The organism is Streptomyces sp. NPDC002809, from assembly GCF_040295435.1.
Classification (GTDB): Bacteria; Actinomycetota; Actinomycetes; order Streptomycetales; family Streptomycetaceae; genus Streptomyces.
The window spans coordinates 128,393-144,081 of record NZ_JBEOVJ010000013.1 but is presented as its reverse complement, the minus strand read 5'-3'; the positions used below and the strand labels follow the sequence as shown (position 1 = coordinate 144,081).

At 68.3% G+C, this 15,689-nt stretch carries 12 protein-coding genes; 3 read left to right on the top strand and 9 right to left on the bottom strand.

The genetic code is table 11. From position 1 onward, the window contains the following. Positions 1-99: 99 nt before the first annotated feature. The 3 genes from ABT025_RS11725 to arc form a co-directional block, all read right to left on the bottom strand. Entirely contained in the window at positions 100-318 is a 219-nt protein-coding gene (locus tag ABT025_RS11725) for a ubiquitin-like protein Pup (protein WP_018556149.1), read from the bottom strand. 120 nt (positions 319-438) lie between these two features. Further along, positions 439-1,950, bottom strand: coding sequence for a depupylase/deamidase Dop (dop, locus tag ABT025_RS11720; protein WP_350992593.1), 1,512 nt, complete (start codon positions 1,948-1,950; stop codon positions 439-441). Positions 1,951-2,185: 235 nt separating this feature from the next. Continuing rightward, a complete protein-coding gene (arc, locus tag ABT025_RS11715; RefSeq protein WP_350992591.1) occupies positions 2,186-3,952 on the bottom strand; it encodes a proteasome ATPase in 1,767 nt (588 codons plus the stop codon). 242 nt (positions 3,953-4,194) lie between these two features. Between arc and ABT025_RS11710 the strand changes: the two genes are divergently transcribed. Next, positions 4,195-4,506 carry a ferredoxin gene (locus ABT025_RS11710; RefSeq protein ID WP_350992589.1) on the top strand — a complete coding sequence of 104 codons (312 nt, stop codon included), beginning with the start codon at positions 4,195-4,197 and terminating at the stop codon, positions 4,504-4,506. A gap of 38 nt (positions 4,507-4,544) precedes the next feature. Here the strand turns inward: ABT025_RS11710 and ABT025_RS11705 are convergent, their stop codons facing one another. The 3 genes from ABT025_RS11705 to ABT025_RS11695 form a co-directional block, all read right to left on the bottom strand. Continuing rightward, on the bottom strand, positions 4,545-5,135 hold the full coding sequence (locus tag ABT025_RS11705) for a hypothetical protein (protein ID WP_350992587.1): 591 nt from the start codon (positions 5,133-5,135) through the stop codon (positions 4,545-4,547). 265 nt (positions 5,136-5,400) lie between these two features. Continuing rightward, a complete protein-coding gene (locus ABT025_RS11700) occupies positions 5,401-6,306 on the bottom strand; it encodes a tRNA (adenine-N1)-methyltransferase (RefSeq protein WP_350992585.1) in 906 nt (301 codons plus the stop codon). Positions 6,307-6,379: 73 nt separating this feature from the next. Continuing rightward, entirely contained in the window at positions 6,380-7,630 is a 1,251-nt protein-coding gene (locus ABT025_RS11695) for a site-2 protease family protein (protein WP_350992583.1), read from the bottom strand. 173 nt (positions 7,631-7,803) lie between these two features. On the opposite strand from ABT025_RS11695, the gene ABT025_RS11690 reads away from it, so the two are divergent. After that, entirely contained in the window at positions 7,804-8,649 is an 846-nt protein-coding gene (locus ABT025_RS11690; protein ID WP_350992600.1) for a RecB family exonuclease, read from the top strand. 9 nt (positions 8,650-8,658) lie between these two features. Next, complete coding sequence (locus tag ABT025_RS11685; RefSeq protein WP_350992581.1) at positions 8,659-9,330, top strand: response regulator; 672 nt, start codon at positions 8,659-8,661, stop codon at positions 9,328-9,330. 41 nt (positions 9,331-9,371) lie between these two features. Here ABT025_RS11685 and ABT025_RS11680 read toward each other — a convergent pair whose 3' ends face one another. The 3 genes from ABT025_RS11680 to metH all read right to left on the bottom strand — a co-directional run bounded on the left by ABT025_RS11680 (position 9,372) and on the right by metH (position 15,668). Then, complete coding sequence (locus ABT025_RS11680) at positions 9,372-10,973, bottom strand: ABC transporter substrate-binding protein (protein ID WP_350992578.1); 1,602 nt, start codon at positions 10,971-10,973, stop codon at positions 9,372-9,374. Positions 10,974-11,334: 361 nt separating this feature from the next. Continuing rightward, the gene (locus tag ABT025_RS11675) at positions 11,335-12,036 is read right to left on the bottom strand and encodes an HAD family hydrolase (RefSeq protein ID WP_350992576.1); all 702 of its coding nucleotides are present in this window, start codon (positions 12,034-12,036) and stop codon (positions 11,335-11,337) included. 119 nt (positions 12,037-12,155) lie between these two features. Further along, complete coding sequence (gene metH / locus ABT025_RS11670; RefSeq protein WP_350992574.1) at positions 12,156-15,668, bottom strand: methionine synthase; 3,513 nt, start codon at positions 15,666-15,668, stop codon at positions 12,156-12,158. Between the last annotated feature and the right edge of the window lie 21 nt (positions 15,669-15,689).

Below are 15,689 nucleotides of genomic sequence, written 5' to 3'. Positions count from 1 at the left end.
GTCCAGGTGGTCGAGCAGTGCGGTCAGATCGGAGACGTACCCCACCCGGCTGTAGTCGTCCGCCCGGTCCGAGTCGCCGTGGCCGCGCTGATCGGCCGGTTACTCCCCGCCCTTTTGCACAAATGAGCGAACGAAGTCCTCGGCGTTCGCCTCCAGGACATCGTCGATCTCGTCGAGGACGTCGTCGACGTCGTCGCTCAGCTTCTCCTGTCGCTCCTTGAGGTCCTCGGAGCCCTGCGCATCCTGCGCCTGCTCCTCGGCCTCTTCGGTGGAGCGCGTCGCCTTCTGCTGTCCGCCGCCGGTGTCCTTGGTCGCCATATAGCTCACCCCGCTCGGTTCGAAGCACTTGATCAGACCCTACCTACGGGGTCCGACATTGGCCCGGTACTTGTCTCAACGTCCGGAGGTCATCGGAATGATTCCCAGTCGGCGGCCCTTTCAGCCGCCCGAGAGCACCCGGACCAGCTCTTCCGCCGTACGGCAGCGGTCCAGGAGTGCCTTGACGTGGTCGCGGGTGCCCCGCAGCGGCTCCATGGTGGGAACCCGCTGGAGGGAGTCGTGGCCCGGCACGTCGAAGATGACCGAATCCCAGGAGGCCGCGGCGACGTCGTCCGCGTACTGCTCCAGACAGCGACCGCGGAAATACGCTCTGGTGTCCTCCGGAGGCGCTGTACGGGCCTTCTCGACCTCGTTCTCGTCCAGGAGGCGCTTCATCCTGCCGCGGGCCACCAGACGGTTGTAGAGGCCCTTCTCGGCCCGTACGTCGGCGTACTGCAGGTCCACCAGGTGCAGGCGGGCCGCGTCCCAGTCCAGGTTGTCGCGACGGCGGTAGCCCTCCATGAGCTCCCGCTTGGCGATCCAGTCCAGCTCACGGGACAGACTCATCGGGTCGTTCTCCAGCCGGTTGAGCGTGTCCTCCCAGCGGATCAGGATGTCCTTGGTCTGCTCGTCGGCGTCCGCGCCGTACCGTTCCTCCACGTACTTCCGGCCCAGCTCGAAGTACTCCATCTGGAGCTGGACAGCGGTGAGTGTCCGGCCGCTGCGCAGAGTGATCAGCTGCTGGAGGTCCGGGTCGTGGGAGACCTGGTGCAGGGTGCGCACCGGCTGGTCGACGGCCAGGTCGACGTTGATGAAGCCGTCCTCGATCATGGAGAGGACCAGCGAGGTGGTGCCCAGCTTGAGGTAGGTGGAGATCTCCGAGAGGTTCGCGTCTCCGATGATCACGTGGAGCCGGCGGTACTTCTCGGCGTCGGAGTGGGGCTCGTCGCGTGTGTTGATGATCGGGCGCTTGAGGGTGGTCTCCAGGCCGACCTCGACCTCGAAGTAGTCGGCGCGCTGGCTGATCTGGAAGCCGTGCTCGTGTCCGTCCTGGCCGATGCCGACCCGTCCGGCGCCGGTGACGACCTGGCGCGAGACGAAGAACGGCGTCAGATGGCGCACGATGTCGGAGAACGGGGTCTCGCGCTTCATCAGGTAGTTCTCGTGCGTCCCGTACGAGGCGCCCTTGTTGTCGGTGTTGTTCTTGTAGAGGTGGATCGGCTGGGCGCCCGGGAGCTGGGCCGCGCGCTCGGCGGCCTCGGCCATGATGCGTTCGCCGGCCTTGTCCCACAGGACCGCGTCCCTGGGATTGGTGATCTCCGGCGAGCTGTACTCGGGGTGCGCGTGGTCGACGTACAGCCGCGCCCCGTTGGTGAGGATGACATTGGCCAGGCCGATGTCCTCGTCGGTGAGCTGGCTGGAGTCGGCGGTCTCACGGGCGAGGTCGAAGCCTCGCGCGTCGCGCAGCGGATTCTCCTCCTCGAAGTCCCAGCGGGCACGGCGCGCCCGGTGCATCGCCGCCGCGTAGGCGTTGACGATCTGGGACGAGGTGAGCATGGCATTGGCGTTGGGGTGGCCGGGCACGGAGATCCCGTACTCGGTCTCGATGCCCATTACTCGCCGTACGGTCATGCGGCCCTCCTTGCCCGGCGGCGCTCCCTTCCGGGGCGGCGCTCAAGTACCGCTGCTTTTCCGGTGCGCGCGGTTCGCCCGTTCCCGCACTGCGCGACCGGGCGGTACGCCAGAGCCTAGAGCGCCTCTGTGCCGGTGGGGAGATCAATTACGTCATTACTGCGGTGTCGTGGGAGCTGTCCGGAAAGCAACCGGCTGCGGATGCCCGGCCGGGCATCCGCAGCCGGTCCGCGTTCTAGAGGTACTGCCCGGTATTCGCCACCGTGTCGATGGAACGACCGGTGTCCGCGCCCTGCTTTCCGGTGACGAGTGTGCGGATGAAGACGATCCGCTCACCCTTCTTGCCGGAGATCCTGGCCCAGTCGTCCGGGTTGGTGGTGTTCGGCAGGTCCTCGTTCTCCTTGAACTCGTCCACGCAGGCCTGGAGGAGGTGGGAGACGCGCAGGCCCTTCTGGCCCTGCTCGAGGAATGCCTTGATGGCCATCTTCTTGGCCCGGTCGACGATGTTCTGGATCATCGCGCCGGAGTTGAAGTCCTTGAAGTAGAGGACTTCCTTGTCGCCGTTGGCGTACGTGACCTCGAGGAAGCGGTTCTCCTCGGACTCGGTGTACATCCGCTCGACGACCGACTGGATCATGGCGTGAGCCGCGGCCTCCTTGGAGCCGGTGTGCTCGGCCAGATCGTCCGCGTGCAGGGGCAGCGAGGGCGTGAGGTACTTCGCGAAGATGTCCTTCGCGGCCTCTGCGTCCGGACGCTCGATCTTGATCTTCACATCGAGTCGGCCGGGTCGCAGGATCGCGGGGTCGATCATGTCCTCGCGGTTGGAGGCGCCGATGACGATGACGTTCTCCAGGCCCTCGACGCCGTCGATCTCGGCGAGCAGCTGGGGGACGATGGTGTTCTCCACGTCCGAGCTGACGCCCGATCCCCGGGTGCGGAAGAGGGACTCCATCTCGTCGAAGAAGACGATGACGGGGGTACCCTCACTCGCCTTCTCACGGGCACGCTGGAAGACCAGGCGGATATGCCGCTCGGTCTCACCGACGTACTTGTTGAGGAGCTCCGGACCCTTGATGTTGAGGAAGTAGCTCTTCCCGGCCGGCTGGCCGGTGACTTCGGCGACCTTCTTGGCAAGGGAGTTGGCGACGGCCTTGGCGATGAGTGTCTTGCCGCAGCCGGGCGGACCGTAGAGCAGGATGCCCTTCGGCGGCCGCAGCTCGTGCTCCTTGAAGAGGTCCGGGTGAAGGTAGGGGAGCTCGACCGCGTCCCGGATGAGCTCGATCTGGTCGCCCAGTCCACCGATCTTGTTGTAGTCGATGTCCGGGACTTCTTCGAGGACGAGCTCTTCGACCTCGCTCTTGGGGACGACTTCGTAGACGTAGCCGGACCTGGGTTCGAGCAGCAGGGCGTCGCCGGGGCGGATGGTGATGTCCAGCAACGGCTCGGCGAGCCGCACCACCCGTTCCTCGTCGGTGTGCCCGACCACCAGGGCGCGTTCGCCGTCCTCAAGGATCTCCTTGAGGGTGACGATGTCCCCGGCCCGCTCGAATTCCATGGCGTCGACCACGTTGAGCGCTTCGTTGAGCATGACCTCCTGACCGCGCCGGAGGTCCCCGAGCTCGACGCTGGGGCTGACGTTCACCCGGAGCTTGCGGCCCCCGGTGAAGATGTCACAGGTGCCGTCCTCGTTGGCCTGCAGGAACACACCGAAGCCGGCCGGTGGCTGCGCGAGCCGGTCGACCTCTTCCTTGAGGGCCACGATCTGGTCGCGGGCCTCGCGGAGTGTGGCGGCGAGCCGCTCGTTCTGTGCGGACACGCCTGCAAGGTTGGTCTGGAACTCGACGATCCGCTCTTCGAGAATCCTCGTATGCCGCGGAGAGTCGGCGAGCTTACGTCGCAGGACGGCGATTTCCTGCTCAAGATAGGCGACCTGGCCGGCTGGGTCATCGGACCCTCGCCCGGGCCGGATGCCGCGGTTGATGTCGTCGTCGTGGGCTGCCACGGTCCTCACCTCCTCCAAGGGGAGCTGGACGCTTCCTGACCCTACCTGGGTGGGTGATGATTGAAACCCCTAGATCACAAAGACTGCGGGGCGTGTCCGATCTTCACCCTTGCGCCCTCTCCCTCGTGTCAGGTGAATACCCACCCTTCAACCTTCGAAAGCGGCCGGTTGTATCGTCGAAGTGTTCAACACCCTTCAGGGCTGGCTTTTTTTGGTTCGGATACGCAGGAACGGCAGGAGAAATGACCGTGCAGCAGGACGCTCCCACCGGTGGCGAGACGCAGGACCTGGAGGTCTGGATCGACCAGGACCTCTGCACGGGGGACGGCATCTGTGTGCAGTACGCCCCTGAGGTCTTCGAGCTGGACATCGACGGCCTCGCGTATGTGAAGAGCGATCAGGACGAGCTGCTCCAGGACAAGGGCGCGACCACGCCTGTCCCGCTGCCGATCCTTCAGGACGTGGTCGACTCGGCCAAGGAGTGCCCGGGCGACTGCATCCATGTACGGCGCGTTTCGGACAGGGTCGAGGTCTTCGGGCCCGAGGCCGCCTGACCGCGGTCCCGGACGGACAGGATCACGCCGGGTGACGGTCAGACGCCGGCGCCGGCGGGGTCCTCCGGCTGACTGCTTCGCGTGAAGGCGCCGTTCCGCCACTGCCAGGTGGCCTTCTCCTGCTCGTCGGGGCAGCAGGAGGGAACCGAGGGCGAGGAGTAGCCGAAGAGCGTGGCGGAGATGATGCCGTCACGCACCGCGAAGTCACCCACGCTGAGCTTCTGGGCGGGGTCCACCAGGGTCGCGACGATCCGTGGTGCGGCCCCGCTTCCCTGTGTGAGGACGTAGACGCCGCTGGGCGGGGTTCCCGATCCGGCCGCGCAGTGGACCACCGCGACGGTTTCCGGACGGCCGTCGCCGTCGAGGTCGCCGGGGGCTTCCTTGGCCACGGTGTGGTCCGCCCCGCCGCATTCCAGGGGGAAGTCCGCACGGGCCGGGTCGGGGGCGGCTACGGGTGCCGCTCCGTGCTGCGCCACGGTGCGGTGCGGGGTGGTGGAGGCCGAGGCGCTCGCGTCGGGCTGGAGCAGACCGGCTGCCGCGACGACGGCGGCCATGGCTGCCGCGGTGGCGAGCCAGTGGATCGGCCTGGTGCCGGTGTGCGCGAGGTCCGGGAGCGCGGAGGTCTGCACGCGGGATGTCTCCTGTGGTTCCTGTGGTGCGGGATGCCGGAAATGGCGGTGCCCTCGGCGGGACGTCTGCGGCGGGATGAGGGTGGCCAGCATCGTGCCACACCTCACACGGCAGTGGAACGGTGGGGTCGCCGCGATCCCGTTCCCGGTCCGTCCGCCGCACTCGGGCAACGGAAAGGCGCCGCCGCCGAGTTCCCGGGTCGGTCCGGGAACTCGGCGGCGGCGCCGGCATGCCGGGGCGCGCGGCGAAGGCCGCGCCCCTGGTTCAGTCGCGGGCGGAGCCGCTCTGGCTGCCCGGGCCGGTGTAGTCCTCGCCGTAGGCGCCCTTGGAGGGGCGGCGGCGGCGCGGCGGGGCCTGGACTCCGTCGGCCAGCCGGCGGGCGGTGACGAGGAATCCGGTGTGGCCGATCATGCGGTGGTCCGGGCGGACGGCGAGACCCTCGACGTGCCAGTTCCGGATCATCGACTCCCAGGGCTGCGGTTCGGCGAAGCAGCCGATCTCGCGGATGGACTCGACCGTCCGCGAGAGCTGGGTGGTGGTCGCGACGTACGCGCAGAGGATGCCGCCGGGGACGAGCGCCTTGGAGACGACGTCCAGGCACTCCCAGGGCGCGAGCATGTCCAGGACGACGCGGTCCACGTCGGTTTCCGTGAGGTTGTCCTGGAGGTCGCCGACGGTGAGCTGCCACGCGGGGTGCGGGCTGCCGAAGTAGCGCTCGACGTTCTGCTGGGCGATCTCGGCGAAGTCCTCGCGGCGCTCGTAGGAGTGCAGCATGCCGTGCTCGCCGATGGCGCGGAGCAGGAACGTGGAGAGTGCGCCGGATCCGACGCCGGCTTCCACGACGCGGGCGCCGGGGAAGATGTCGCCGAAGGCCAGGATCTGACCCGCGTCCTTGGGGTAGACCACGGCGGCGCCGCGGGGCATGGACAGGACGTAATCGGGGAGCAGGGGGCGCAGCGCAAGGTAGACGACGTTCCCCGTGGTACGGACAACACTGCCCTCGGGAGCACCGATCAGCTCGTCGTGCGAGAAAGAACCCTTGTGGGTGTGGAAGTTCTTTCCGGCTTCGAGCGTGAAGGTGTAGTGGCGTCCCTTGGGATCCGTGAGCTGGACCTGGTCCCCGACCTTGAAGGGCCCACGTCGGCGGGCGGCACCGGTCGGTTCAGACATGTGACCAGCGTACCGGTGTTTCCCGGGGCTCCGACCGCCTGTCCGGGCACGGCCGACGGGCTCGGGTGACCTCTCAGGCGGCGGGGCGGGCCATGGCGGCCACGAACGCACGCTCGACGTCGGCGGTGGACAGCACGCCGTAGATCTCACCGGTGTCCTCGACGACGAGGTACTCGGTGGCGGGGCTGGCCTTGAGCCGGTCCAGGAGGGCCTCGCCCGCGAGTTCGGCGGAGACCTTCATGCCGTCGGTGAGGTCCTGGGCGAGACCGCTGACGGCGACCCAGGGGCGACGGTGTTCGGGGACCGCGACGATGGCGGTCTCCCGGACGACGGCCGTGGGTTCGCCGGTCGCGTCGACGACGACGAGGGCGCGGGCGCCCGCCTCGTTGGCCCGGCGCAGGGCCTCGGAGAGCGGGGTGTCGGCCTCGACCGGGACGGCTCGCCGGGTGAGGGTGCGGGCCTGCAGGTCGGGAAGGTGCTCGCGGAGCCGGGCCATGCGCAGGCTGTTGCCCGCACCGGTCCAGATGATGGCGGCGAGGATCGCGGCGAGCAGGGCGTCGGTGACGGTGTCCATGCCGCTGATGTCGCGGTCGCCGGCCCCGAGGGCACCGGTGTGGGTGAGCAGGGGCAGACCGATGAGGGTGATGACGGCGAGGGCGCGGCCCACCCAGGCGGCGGCGACGGTGCCGCTCATCGGGCGGCCGGTGATCTTCCACACGACGGCGCGGAGCATCCGGCCGCCGTCGAGCGGGAGACCGGGCAGGAGGTTGAACGCGGCGACGATGAGGTTGGAGATCATCAGCCCGCCGAGCAGCACGCCGGGCACGGTGCCGGCTTCGACGAACTTCATCGGCACGTAGAAGACGCCCGCGAGGACGAGGGAGAGCAGCGGGCCGACGAAGGCGAGAACGAATTCGCGGCCGGGGGTCTCGGATTCCTTCTCGATCTCGGAGACGCCGCCGAAGAACTGGAGCTGGATGCGGCGGACCGGGAGTTTGTAGCGCAGGGCGACGACCGTGTGCGCGAGTTCGTGGACGAGCACGGAGGCGTAGAACGCGATCGCGAAGAAGAGGGCGACCAGGTAGCGCGCCGCGCCCAGCTCGGGCAGCACGCGGTCGAGCTGGCCGCCGAAGACCCAGGTGATCAGGGCTGCCACGACGAACCAGCTGGGTGCTACGTAGACGGGCACTCCGAAGGGGCGGCCCATGAGGATGCCGCCTCCGGGCTCTTCCCCGCGTCCCGGTGTGCCCTTGTCCGGGCCGTCGCCGGGGGCCTTGCCCCCTGCGCCGGGCTGCGGCCGCCCGCTGTTGCCGCTCTCGTCCACGAGGTCCCTTCGGTCGGTGCCGCTTTCGGCACGATCATGCAGTGTTCGAGGGTCTGTGGTCGATGGTATGCCGATTGGTGTCAGTGGCGGGTCGTAGGGTCTTCGTCATGACCTCAGTACCGCGGCCGCCCCAGCCGCCCTCGTCCCTTTCGCCGTCGCGGGCGAGCGATTTCATGCAGTGCCCCCTGCTGTACCGCTTCCGTGTCATCGACAAGCTGCCGCAGAAGCCCAGTGAGGCGGCTACCCGGGGCACGCTGGTGCATGCGGTGCTGGAGCGGCTCTTCGACAATCCCGCGGCGGAGCGCACGCCGGACCGGGCCACGTCGCTGATCCCGGCCCAGTGGGACCGGCTGCTGGAGTCGAAGCCGGAGCTGTCGGAGCTGTTCGCCGAGGATCCGGAGGGCGAGCGGCTCGCGAAGTGGCTGTCGGAGGCGGAGCGGCTGGTGGAGCGCTGGTTCTCGCTGGAGGATCCGACGCGCCTGGAGCCGGCCGAGCGGGAGATGTTCGTCGAGACCGAGCTGGATTCGGGGCTGCGGCTGCGCGGGGTGATCGACCGGATCGACGTGGCACCCACGGGCGAGGTCCGGATCGTGGACTACAAGACGGGAAAGGCGCCGCGTCCGGAGTACGCGGAGGGCGCGCTGTTCCAGATGAAGTTCTACGCACTGGTGATCTGGCGGCTCAAGGGTGTGGTGCCGCGCCGGCTCCAGCTGGTCTACCTCGGCAGCGGCGACGTGATGACGTACGACCCGGTGGTGGCCGACCTGGAGCGGGTGGAGCGCAAGCTGCTGGCGCTGTGGGACGCGATCTCACTGGCCACGGAGACGGGTGAGTGGCGGCCCCGGCCGACGAAGCTGTGCGGCTGGTGCGATCACCAGGCACTCTGTCCCGAATTCGGCGGGACTCCCCCGATCTATCCGCTGTCGGTGCGGCCGGCGGAACCGACGCAGGATGTCCAGGGCAGAATGGACCCGGTCCGGGCTGAGGCCGGCCGGCCTGAGGCCCTTGAAGGACATTGAGGAGATCCCGTGGCAATCCGCGTCCTACTGGTCGACGACCAACCGCTGCTGCGCACCGGCTTCCGGATGATCCTGGAGGCGGAGGGCGATCTCGCGGTGGTGGGCGAGGCCGGTGACGGCCTCCAGGCCCTCGATCAGGTGCGCGCGCTGCAGCCCGACGTGGTGCTGATGGACATCCGGATGCCGCGGATGGACGGTGTCGAGGCGACGCGTCAGATCACAGGTCCGGGCCGGGACGGCCCGGCGAAGGTGCTGGTGCTGACCACGTTCGACCTCGACGAGTACGTGGTGGAGGCGCTCCGCGCCGGCGCCAGCGGCTTCCTGCTGAAGGACGCCCCGGCCAATGAGCTGGTGCAGGCGATCCGGGTGGTCGCCGGCGGCGAGGCGATGCTGGCCCCGAGCATCACGCGCCGGCTGCTCGACAAGTACGCGGACCATCTGCCGTCCGGCGAGGAGCAGGTGCCGGACACTCTGCACACGCTCACGGACCGTGAGGTGGAGGTCCTCAAGCTGGTGGCACGCGGCTTGTCGAACGCGGAGATCGCCGCCGATCTGTTCGTCAGCGAGACCACGGTCAAGACGCATGTGGGGCATGTGCTGACGAAGCTGGGGCTGCGCGACCGGGTGCAGGCCGCGGTGTACGCGTACGAGAGCGGGCTGGTGCGCCCCGGCGCCCAGTGACCCGGTGAGGGGTAGGCGGCCCGGGGCGGCGTGGCGTCGGTTCAGCCGGTACCGCTGCCGAGCTCCCAGAGGTGGATGTCGGCGGACGAGGTGACCGCCCATTCGACACCGGTGAGGCCTTCGCGGGAGGCGACGTACTGCTTGCCCTGCCAGAGGGGAAGGACGGGGACGTCCTCGGCGACGATGTCCTGGAGCTGCTGGAAGGTCTTGGCGGTGACACTGCGGTCGGCCTCGCGGCGGGATTCCGGGATGAGTGACTTCTGGGCCGCGGCCGACCGGTAGGGCGAGTTGAGGAAGTTGTCCTTGTCCAGGAACGGCGCCGTGTAGTTGTCCGGGTCCGGGAAGTCGGGGAACCAGCCCATGCCGTACACGGCGTAGTCGCCGCGCACCTCGGCGGGACGGTACTTCGCCCAGGGGGTGCCCTTGACGGTGACGTCGAAGAGTCCGGTGCCGTTGAGCTGCCGTTTCAGCGTCTCGAACTCGTCGGCCGTGGCCTCGCCGTAGTAGTCGCTCGTGTAGTTCAGGGTGAACCTCACCGGGGTGTCGATCCCGGCGCGCTTCAGGATGGCGGCGGCCTTGGCGGCGCTGGGCTCGCCGTACTTGTTGAAGAACGAGTTCGTGTGGCCGGTGATGCTGGACGGGATCAGTGAGTACAGCGGCTCGGCCGTGGTGCCGTACACCTCGCTCGCGATTTCACCGCGATCGATGATCTGGGCCATGGCCTGGCGGACCGCCTTGTTCTTCACGGCGGGGTCCTTGGTGTCGAAGCCGAGGTACCGGATGGCGAGGCCGGGCATCTCGGTGAGCTTGATGCCGTCCTTGGGGTGCTCCAGCATCTGCTGGGCCTGCTTCGGCGCCATGGTGCGCGTCATCATGTCGATCTTCTTGTCGTCGAGCGCCTTTCCCATGGCGGTGGCATCGGGGAAGGAATCCAGTTCGACCTTCTCGTTCAGCACCTTGAGGTCCCCCTTGTAGCGGGGGTTCCTGGTGAAGACGACCTTCTCCACGCGGCCGTTCCTCACTTCCGGCTTCATGGTGTAGGGACCCGATCCGTCCACCTGAAATCCGCTGCGCGGCGTGGTCGCCGGGTATTTGTCGCGCTGGACTATTCCGGCGGACGGTGTCGCGAGTTTGTACGGGAACGTCGCGTCCGAAGTCCGGAGGTGGAATATGACCTCGCGTTCGCCCTTGGTCTCCACGGTGTCGATGTTGTTGAGCAGCGCCACCGGACCGTTCGCGGATTTGATCCGGATCACGCGGTCGATGGAGTACTTGACGTCCTCGGCCGTGACCGGGCTGCCGTTCGCGAACGTCAGCCCGCCGCGCAGCCTGCAGCGATAGCTCTCGTTCGCCATGTCGGTGAAGCGGCAGCTCTCGGCGGCCTCCGGCTCCGGCTGGCCGCCGCTGCGCGGGATGTGCATCAGCGTCTGCACCGTCTGCCGCAGTACGTTCCAGACGCCCGCCTCGTAGCCGATGGCGGGGTCGAGAGGCGCGGGGGCGTCCTTGGAGGCGACGAACTGGTCCGTGGTGCCGACCACAATGGCGCTGTTGCCATCGCCCCCGCCGTCCGACACGCCGCAGGCGGCGAGTACGGGGGCGAGCAGGCCGACGACGGCCGGCAGCACCAGAGTCTTGCGGTTCATCGTGCGCGTTCTCCCTCGTACGGTCATGGAGAAAACGACATTAGTAGGCGCGGTCGCCATTGCCGGACCGGTACCGAGCCACAGTCGGTCGGGGCAACCGGAAATCAACGGCAAGTCGATTCCCTGCTCCGGGAATGATTCGTACACGCATTCATCAATCGGGACACTTGGGCGCACCCGGCGGACACCGCGGCAGATTCCAGAGACTCTTCGATCACCGAATGAGTGATGAGGGTCACGCGGTGGACGGCTTTGCGAATTGACATGCACTCGCCTTATCGACACCGGGGTGCGACACAAAACTCACGGTCGCACGCGAGAGCTTTTCCATTCATTCACAGAAATACTCTCGGTGCGCAGATCACCGCATTCCAGTGACCAGGCCCCTGAGAAATGCGAGATCGACTTCTTCGAGCGAACCGACGACCACCCGGCCGTCGGCCGGCGCGATCGGCGACACGGACGGTACGGCGACCACCCGGCACCCCGCGGCCTCCGCGGCGGCCACCCCGGTCGCGGTGTCCTCGATGACGGCACAGAGCCGGGGATCGGCCCCGAAACCGCTCGCGGCCGTGAGATAGGGCTCCGGGTGGGGCTTCGTACGGGTGACCTCGTCGCCCGCCACGGTGAGCGCGAAGTGGTGACGGCCCACCGACTCCAGGACCCGGTCGATGATGCGCCGGTGCGAGGCGGAGACGAGGGCGGTGGGGATCTCGTGTCTGGCCAGCTCCGCCAGCAGCCGCGCGGCGCCCGGCATCAGCGGCACTCCGTCGGCGATGCGCTTTTCGAAACGGTCGTTGAGCAGCACGGTCAGTTCGTCGAGGGTGACGTCCGCACCGGTGACGTCCATGAGGTACCCGGCGCTGCGCGTCATCGGGCCGCCGACGACCACGTCCTTCCACGCCTCGTCCAGCCGGTGCCCCAGATCCGCGAAGACCGACACCTCGGCATCCCACCAGAAGCCCTCGGTGTCGACCAGGGTGCCGTCCATGTCGAGAAAGACGGCCTGCAGGGCGGCACCCTCGGCCGTACGGGTCAGGGACACGGGGATCGTACTGGTCATCCGGCACACCTTCCATGAGGGACGAGAAGGCCGGCCGCCTTTCCCGGAGGGAGGGCGACCGGCCTGCACTGGACCGACCAGTGTACGACTCGTGCTGCTACCGCGCGCTGAACGGCTCCTTACCGCGCGTTGAAGTACTTCGCTTCGGGGTGGTGGATGACGATCGCGTCGGTGGACTGCTCGGGGTGGAGCTGGAACTCCTCCGACAGGTGGACCCCGATCCGCTCCGGCTGAAGCAGGTCGGCGATCTTCGCCCGGTCCTCCAGGTCCGGGCACGCACCGTAACCGAGGGAGAAGCGCGCGCCCCGGTACTTGAGCGCGAACATGTCCTCGACGTCGGCGGGGTCGTCGCCCGCGAAGCCGAGCTCGGAGCGGACCCGGGCGTGCCAGTACTCGGCGAGGGCCTCGGCGAGCTGGACGGACAGTCCGTGCAGCTCCAGGTAGTCGCGGTAGGAGTTGGCCTCGAAGAGCTTGGCGGTCTCGCCGCCGATCCTCGAGCCGACGGTGACCACCTGGAGGCCGATGACGTCCGTCTCGCCGGACTCCTCGGGACGGAAGAAGTCCGCGAGGCACAGGCGGCGGCCGCGGCGCTGGCGCGGGAAGGTGAAGCGGGTGCGCTCGGAGCCGTCCTCGTGGAGCAGGATCAGATCGTCGCCCTTGGAGACGCAGGGGTAGTAGCCGTAGACGACGGCCGCTTCGAGGAGGTTCTCGGTGTGGAGCTTGTCGAGCCAGCCGCGCAGGTGCGGACGGCCCTCGGTCTCGACCAGTTCCTCGTAAGTCGGTCCGTCGCCGGCGCGGGCCTGCTTGAGGCCCCACTGGCCCTTGAAGAGGGCGCCCTCGTCGAGCCAGGAGGCGTACTCCTTGAGCTGGATGCCCTTGACGACCCTGCTCCCCCAGAACGGCGGGGTGGGGACGGGGTTGTCGACGGCGACGTCGGAGCGGACGCCCTCCTCCGGCTCCTCGGCCTCCGGCACGGCCGTGTCGCGCTTGGGCACACGGCGCTGCTTGAGCTCGGGGAGGGCGGCACCCGGGACGCCGCGCTTGACCCCGATGAGCGCGTCCATCAGGCGCAGCCCCTCGAAGGCGTCGCGGGCGTAGCGCACCTCGCCCTCGTAGATCTCGTGCAGGTCCTGCTCCACGTAGGCCCGGGTGAGGGCCGCGCCGCCGAGGATGACCGGGTATTCGGCCGCCAGCTTGCGCTGGTTGAGCTCCTGGAGGTTCTCCTTCATGATCACGGTGGACTTGACCAGGAGACCGGACATCCCGATGACGTCCGCCTTGTGCTCGTCAGCGGCTTCCAGGATCGCGGAGACGGGCTGCTTGATGCCGATGTTGACGACGTTGTAGCCGTTGTTGGACAGGATGATGTCGACGAGGTTCTTGCCGATGTCGTGGACGTCGCCGCGGACGGTGGCCAGGACGATGGTGCCCTTGCCCTCCGCGTCGGACTTCTCCATGTGCGGCTCCAGATGGGCCACCGCGGACTTCATGACCTCGGCCGACTGGAGCACGAACGGCAGCTGCATCTGGCCGGAGCCGAAGAGCTCGCCGACGACCTTCATGCCTTCCAGCAGGGTGTCGTTGACGATGTCGAGAGCGGGACGGGTCTGCAGGGCCTCGTCGAGGTCGGCCTCAAGCCCCTTCTTCTCGCCGTCGATGATCCGGCGCTGGAGGCGCTCGTCGAGCGGCAGTGCGAGGAGTTCCTCGGCCTTGCCCTCCTTCATCGACTTCATGTTGACGCCCTCGAAGAGCTCCATGAGCCTCTGCAGGGGGTCGTAGCCCTCGGCGCGGCGGTCGTGGATCAGGTCGTGGGCGACCTTGACCTGCTCCTCCTCCAGCCGGGCGATGGGCAGGATCTTCGAGGCGTGCACGATGGCGGAGTCGAGACCGGCCTTCACGCACTCGTCGAGGAAGACGGAGTTCAGGACGACGCGGGCCGCCGGGTTCAGGCCGAAGGAGATGTTGGAGAGGCCCAGCGTGGTCTGGACGTCGGGGTGGCGCTTCTTCAGCTCGCGAATGGCCTCGATGGTGGCGATGCCGTCCTTGCGGGACTCCTCCTGCCCGGTACAGATCGTGAAGGTGAGGCAGTCGATGAGGATGTCCGACTCGCTGATGCCCCAGTTGCCGGTCAGGTCCTCGATGAGCCGCTCCGCGATGGCGACCTTGTGCTCGACGGTGCGGGCCTGGCCCTCCTCGTCGATGGTCAGCGCGATCAGCGCGGCGCCGTGCTCGGCGGCCAGCTGGGTGACCTTGACGAACCGCGACTCGGGGCCGTCGCCGTCCTCGTAGTTCACGGAGTTGAGGACCGCGCGCCCGCCGAGCTTCTCCAGTCCGGCACGCAGCACGGGCAGCTCGGTGGAGTCCAGCACGATCGGCAGGGTGGAGGCCGTGGCGAACCGTCCGGCCAGCTCCTTCATGTCGGCGACACCGTCACGGCCGACGTAGTCGACGCAGAGGTCGAGCATGTGCGCGCCCTCGCGGATCTGGTCGCGGGCCATCTCGACGCAGTCGTCCCAGCGGGCCTCCAGCATGGCCTCGCGGAACTTCTTCGACCCGTTGGCGTTCGTACGCTCGCCGATCGCGAGGTACGAGGTGTCCTGGCGGAACGGCACGGTCTGGTAGAGGGAGGCCGCGCCGGGCTCGGGTCGCGGGTCGCGGACCGCGGGGGTGAGGTCGCGGGCCCGCTCGACGACCTGGCGCAGATGCTCGGGCGTCGTCCCGCAGCAGCCGCCGATCAGGGAGAGGCCGTAGTCGGTCACGAAGGCTTCCTGCGCGTCCGCCAGCCCCTCGGGGTCGAGCGGGAAGTGCGCGCCGTCCTTGGTCAGCACGGGCAGGCCCGCGTTCGGCATGCACATCAGCGGTGTACGGGAGTGCCGGGCCAGATAGCGCAGGTGCTCGCTCATCTCGGCCGGGCCCGTCGAGCAGTTCAGCCCGATCAGGTCGATGCCCAGCGGCTCCAGGGCGGTCAGCGCGGCGCCGATCTCGGAGCCGAGCAGCATGACGCCGGTCGTCTCGAAGGCGAGCGAGCAGATCAGCGGCACGTCGACGCCCAGGGCGTCCATCGCCCGGCGCGCGCCGATGAGGCTGGACTTGGTCTGCAGCAGGTCCTGCGTGGTCTCCACGATCAGGGCGTCCGAGCCGCCGGCGAGCAGGCCCTCGGCATTCTGCTGGTAGCCGTCCCGCAGCACGTCGTACGCGATGTGGCCGAGCGACGGCAGCTTGGTGCCGGGACCCACCGAGCCGAGGACCCAGCGCTGGCGGCCGTCCTTCGCTCCGAACTCGTCGGCGACCTCGCGGGCGATGCGGGCGCCCGCCTCGGACAGTTCGAAGATCCGGTCGGCGATCTCGTACTCGTTGGCCGCCGAGTGGTTCGCGCCGAAGGTGTTCGTCTCCACGCAGTCCACCCCGACCGCGAAGTACTCCTCGTGCACGGAGCGCACGATGTCGGGGCGCGTGAGGTTCAGGATCTCGTTGCAGCCTTCGAGGTTCTCGAAGTCCTCCAGCGTGGGGTCCTGTGCCTGGAGCATGGTGCCCATGGCACCGTCGGCCACCACGACTCGGGTGGCGAGCGCCTCGCGGAGGGCTGCGGCTCGGTTCCGGCTGTCGGCGGAAGGGGTCGGCGACGAGGCCATGGATGTACTCCCTGGGATGCG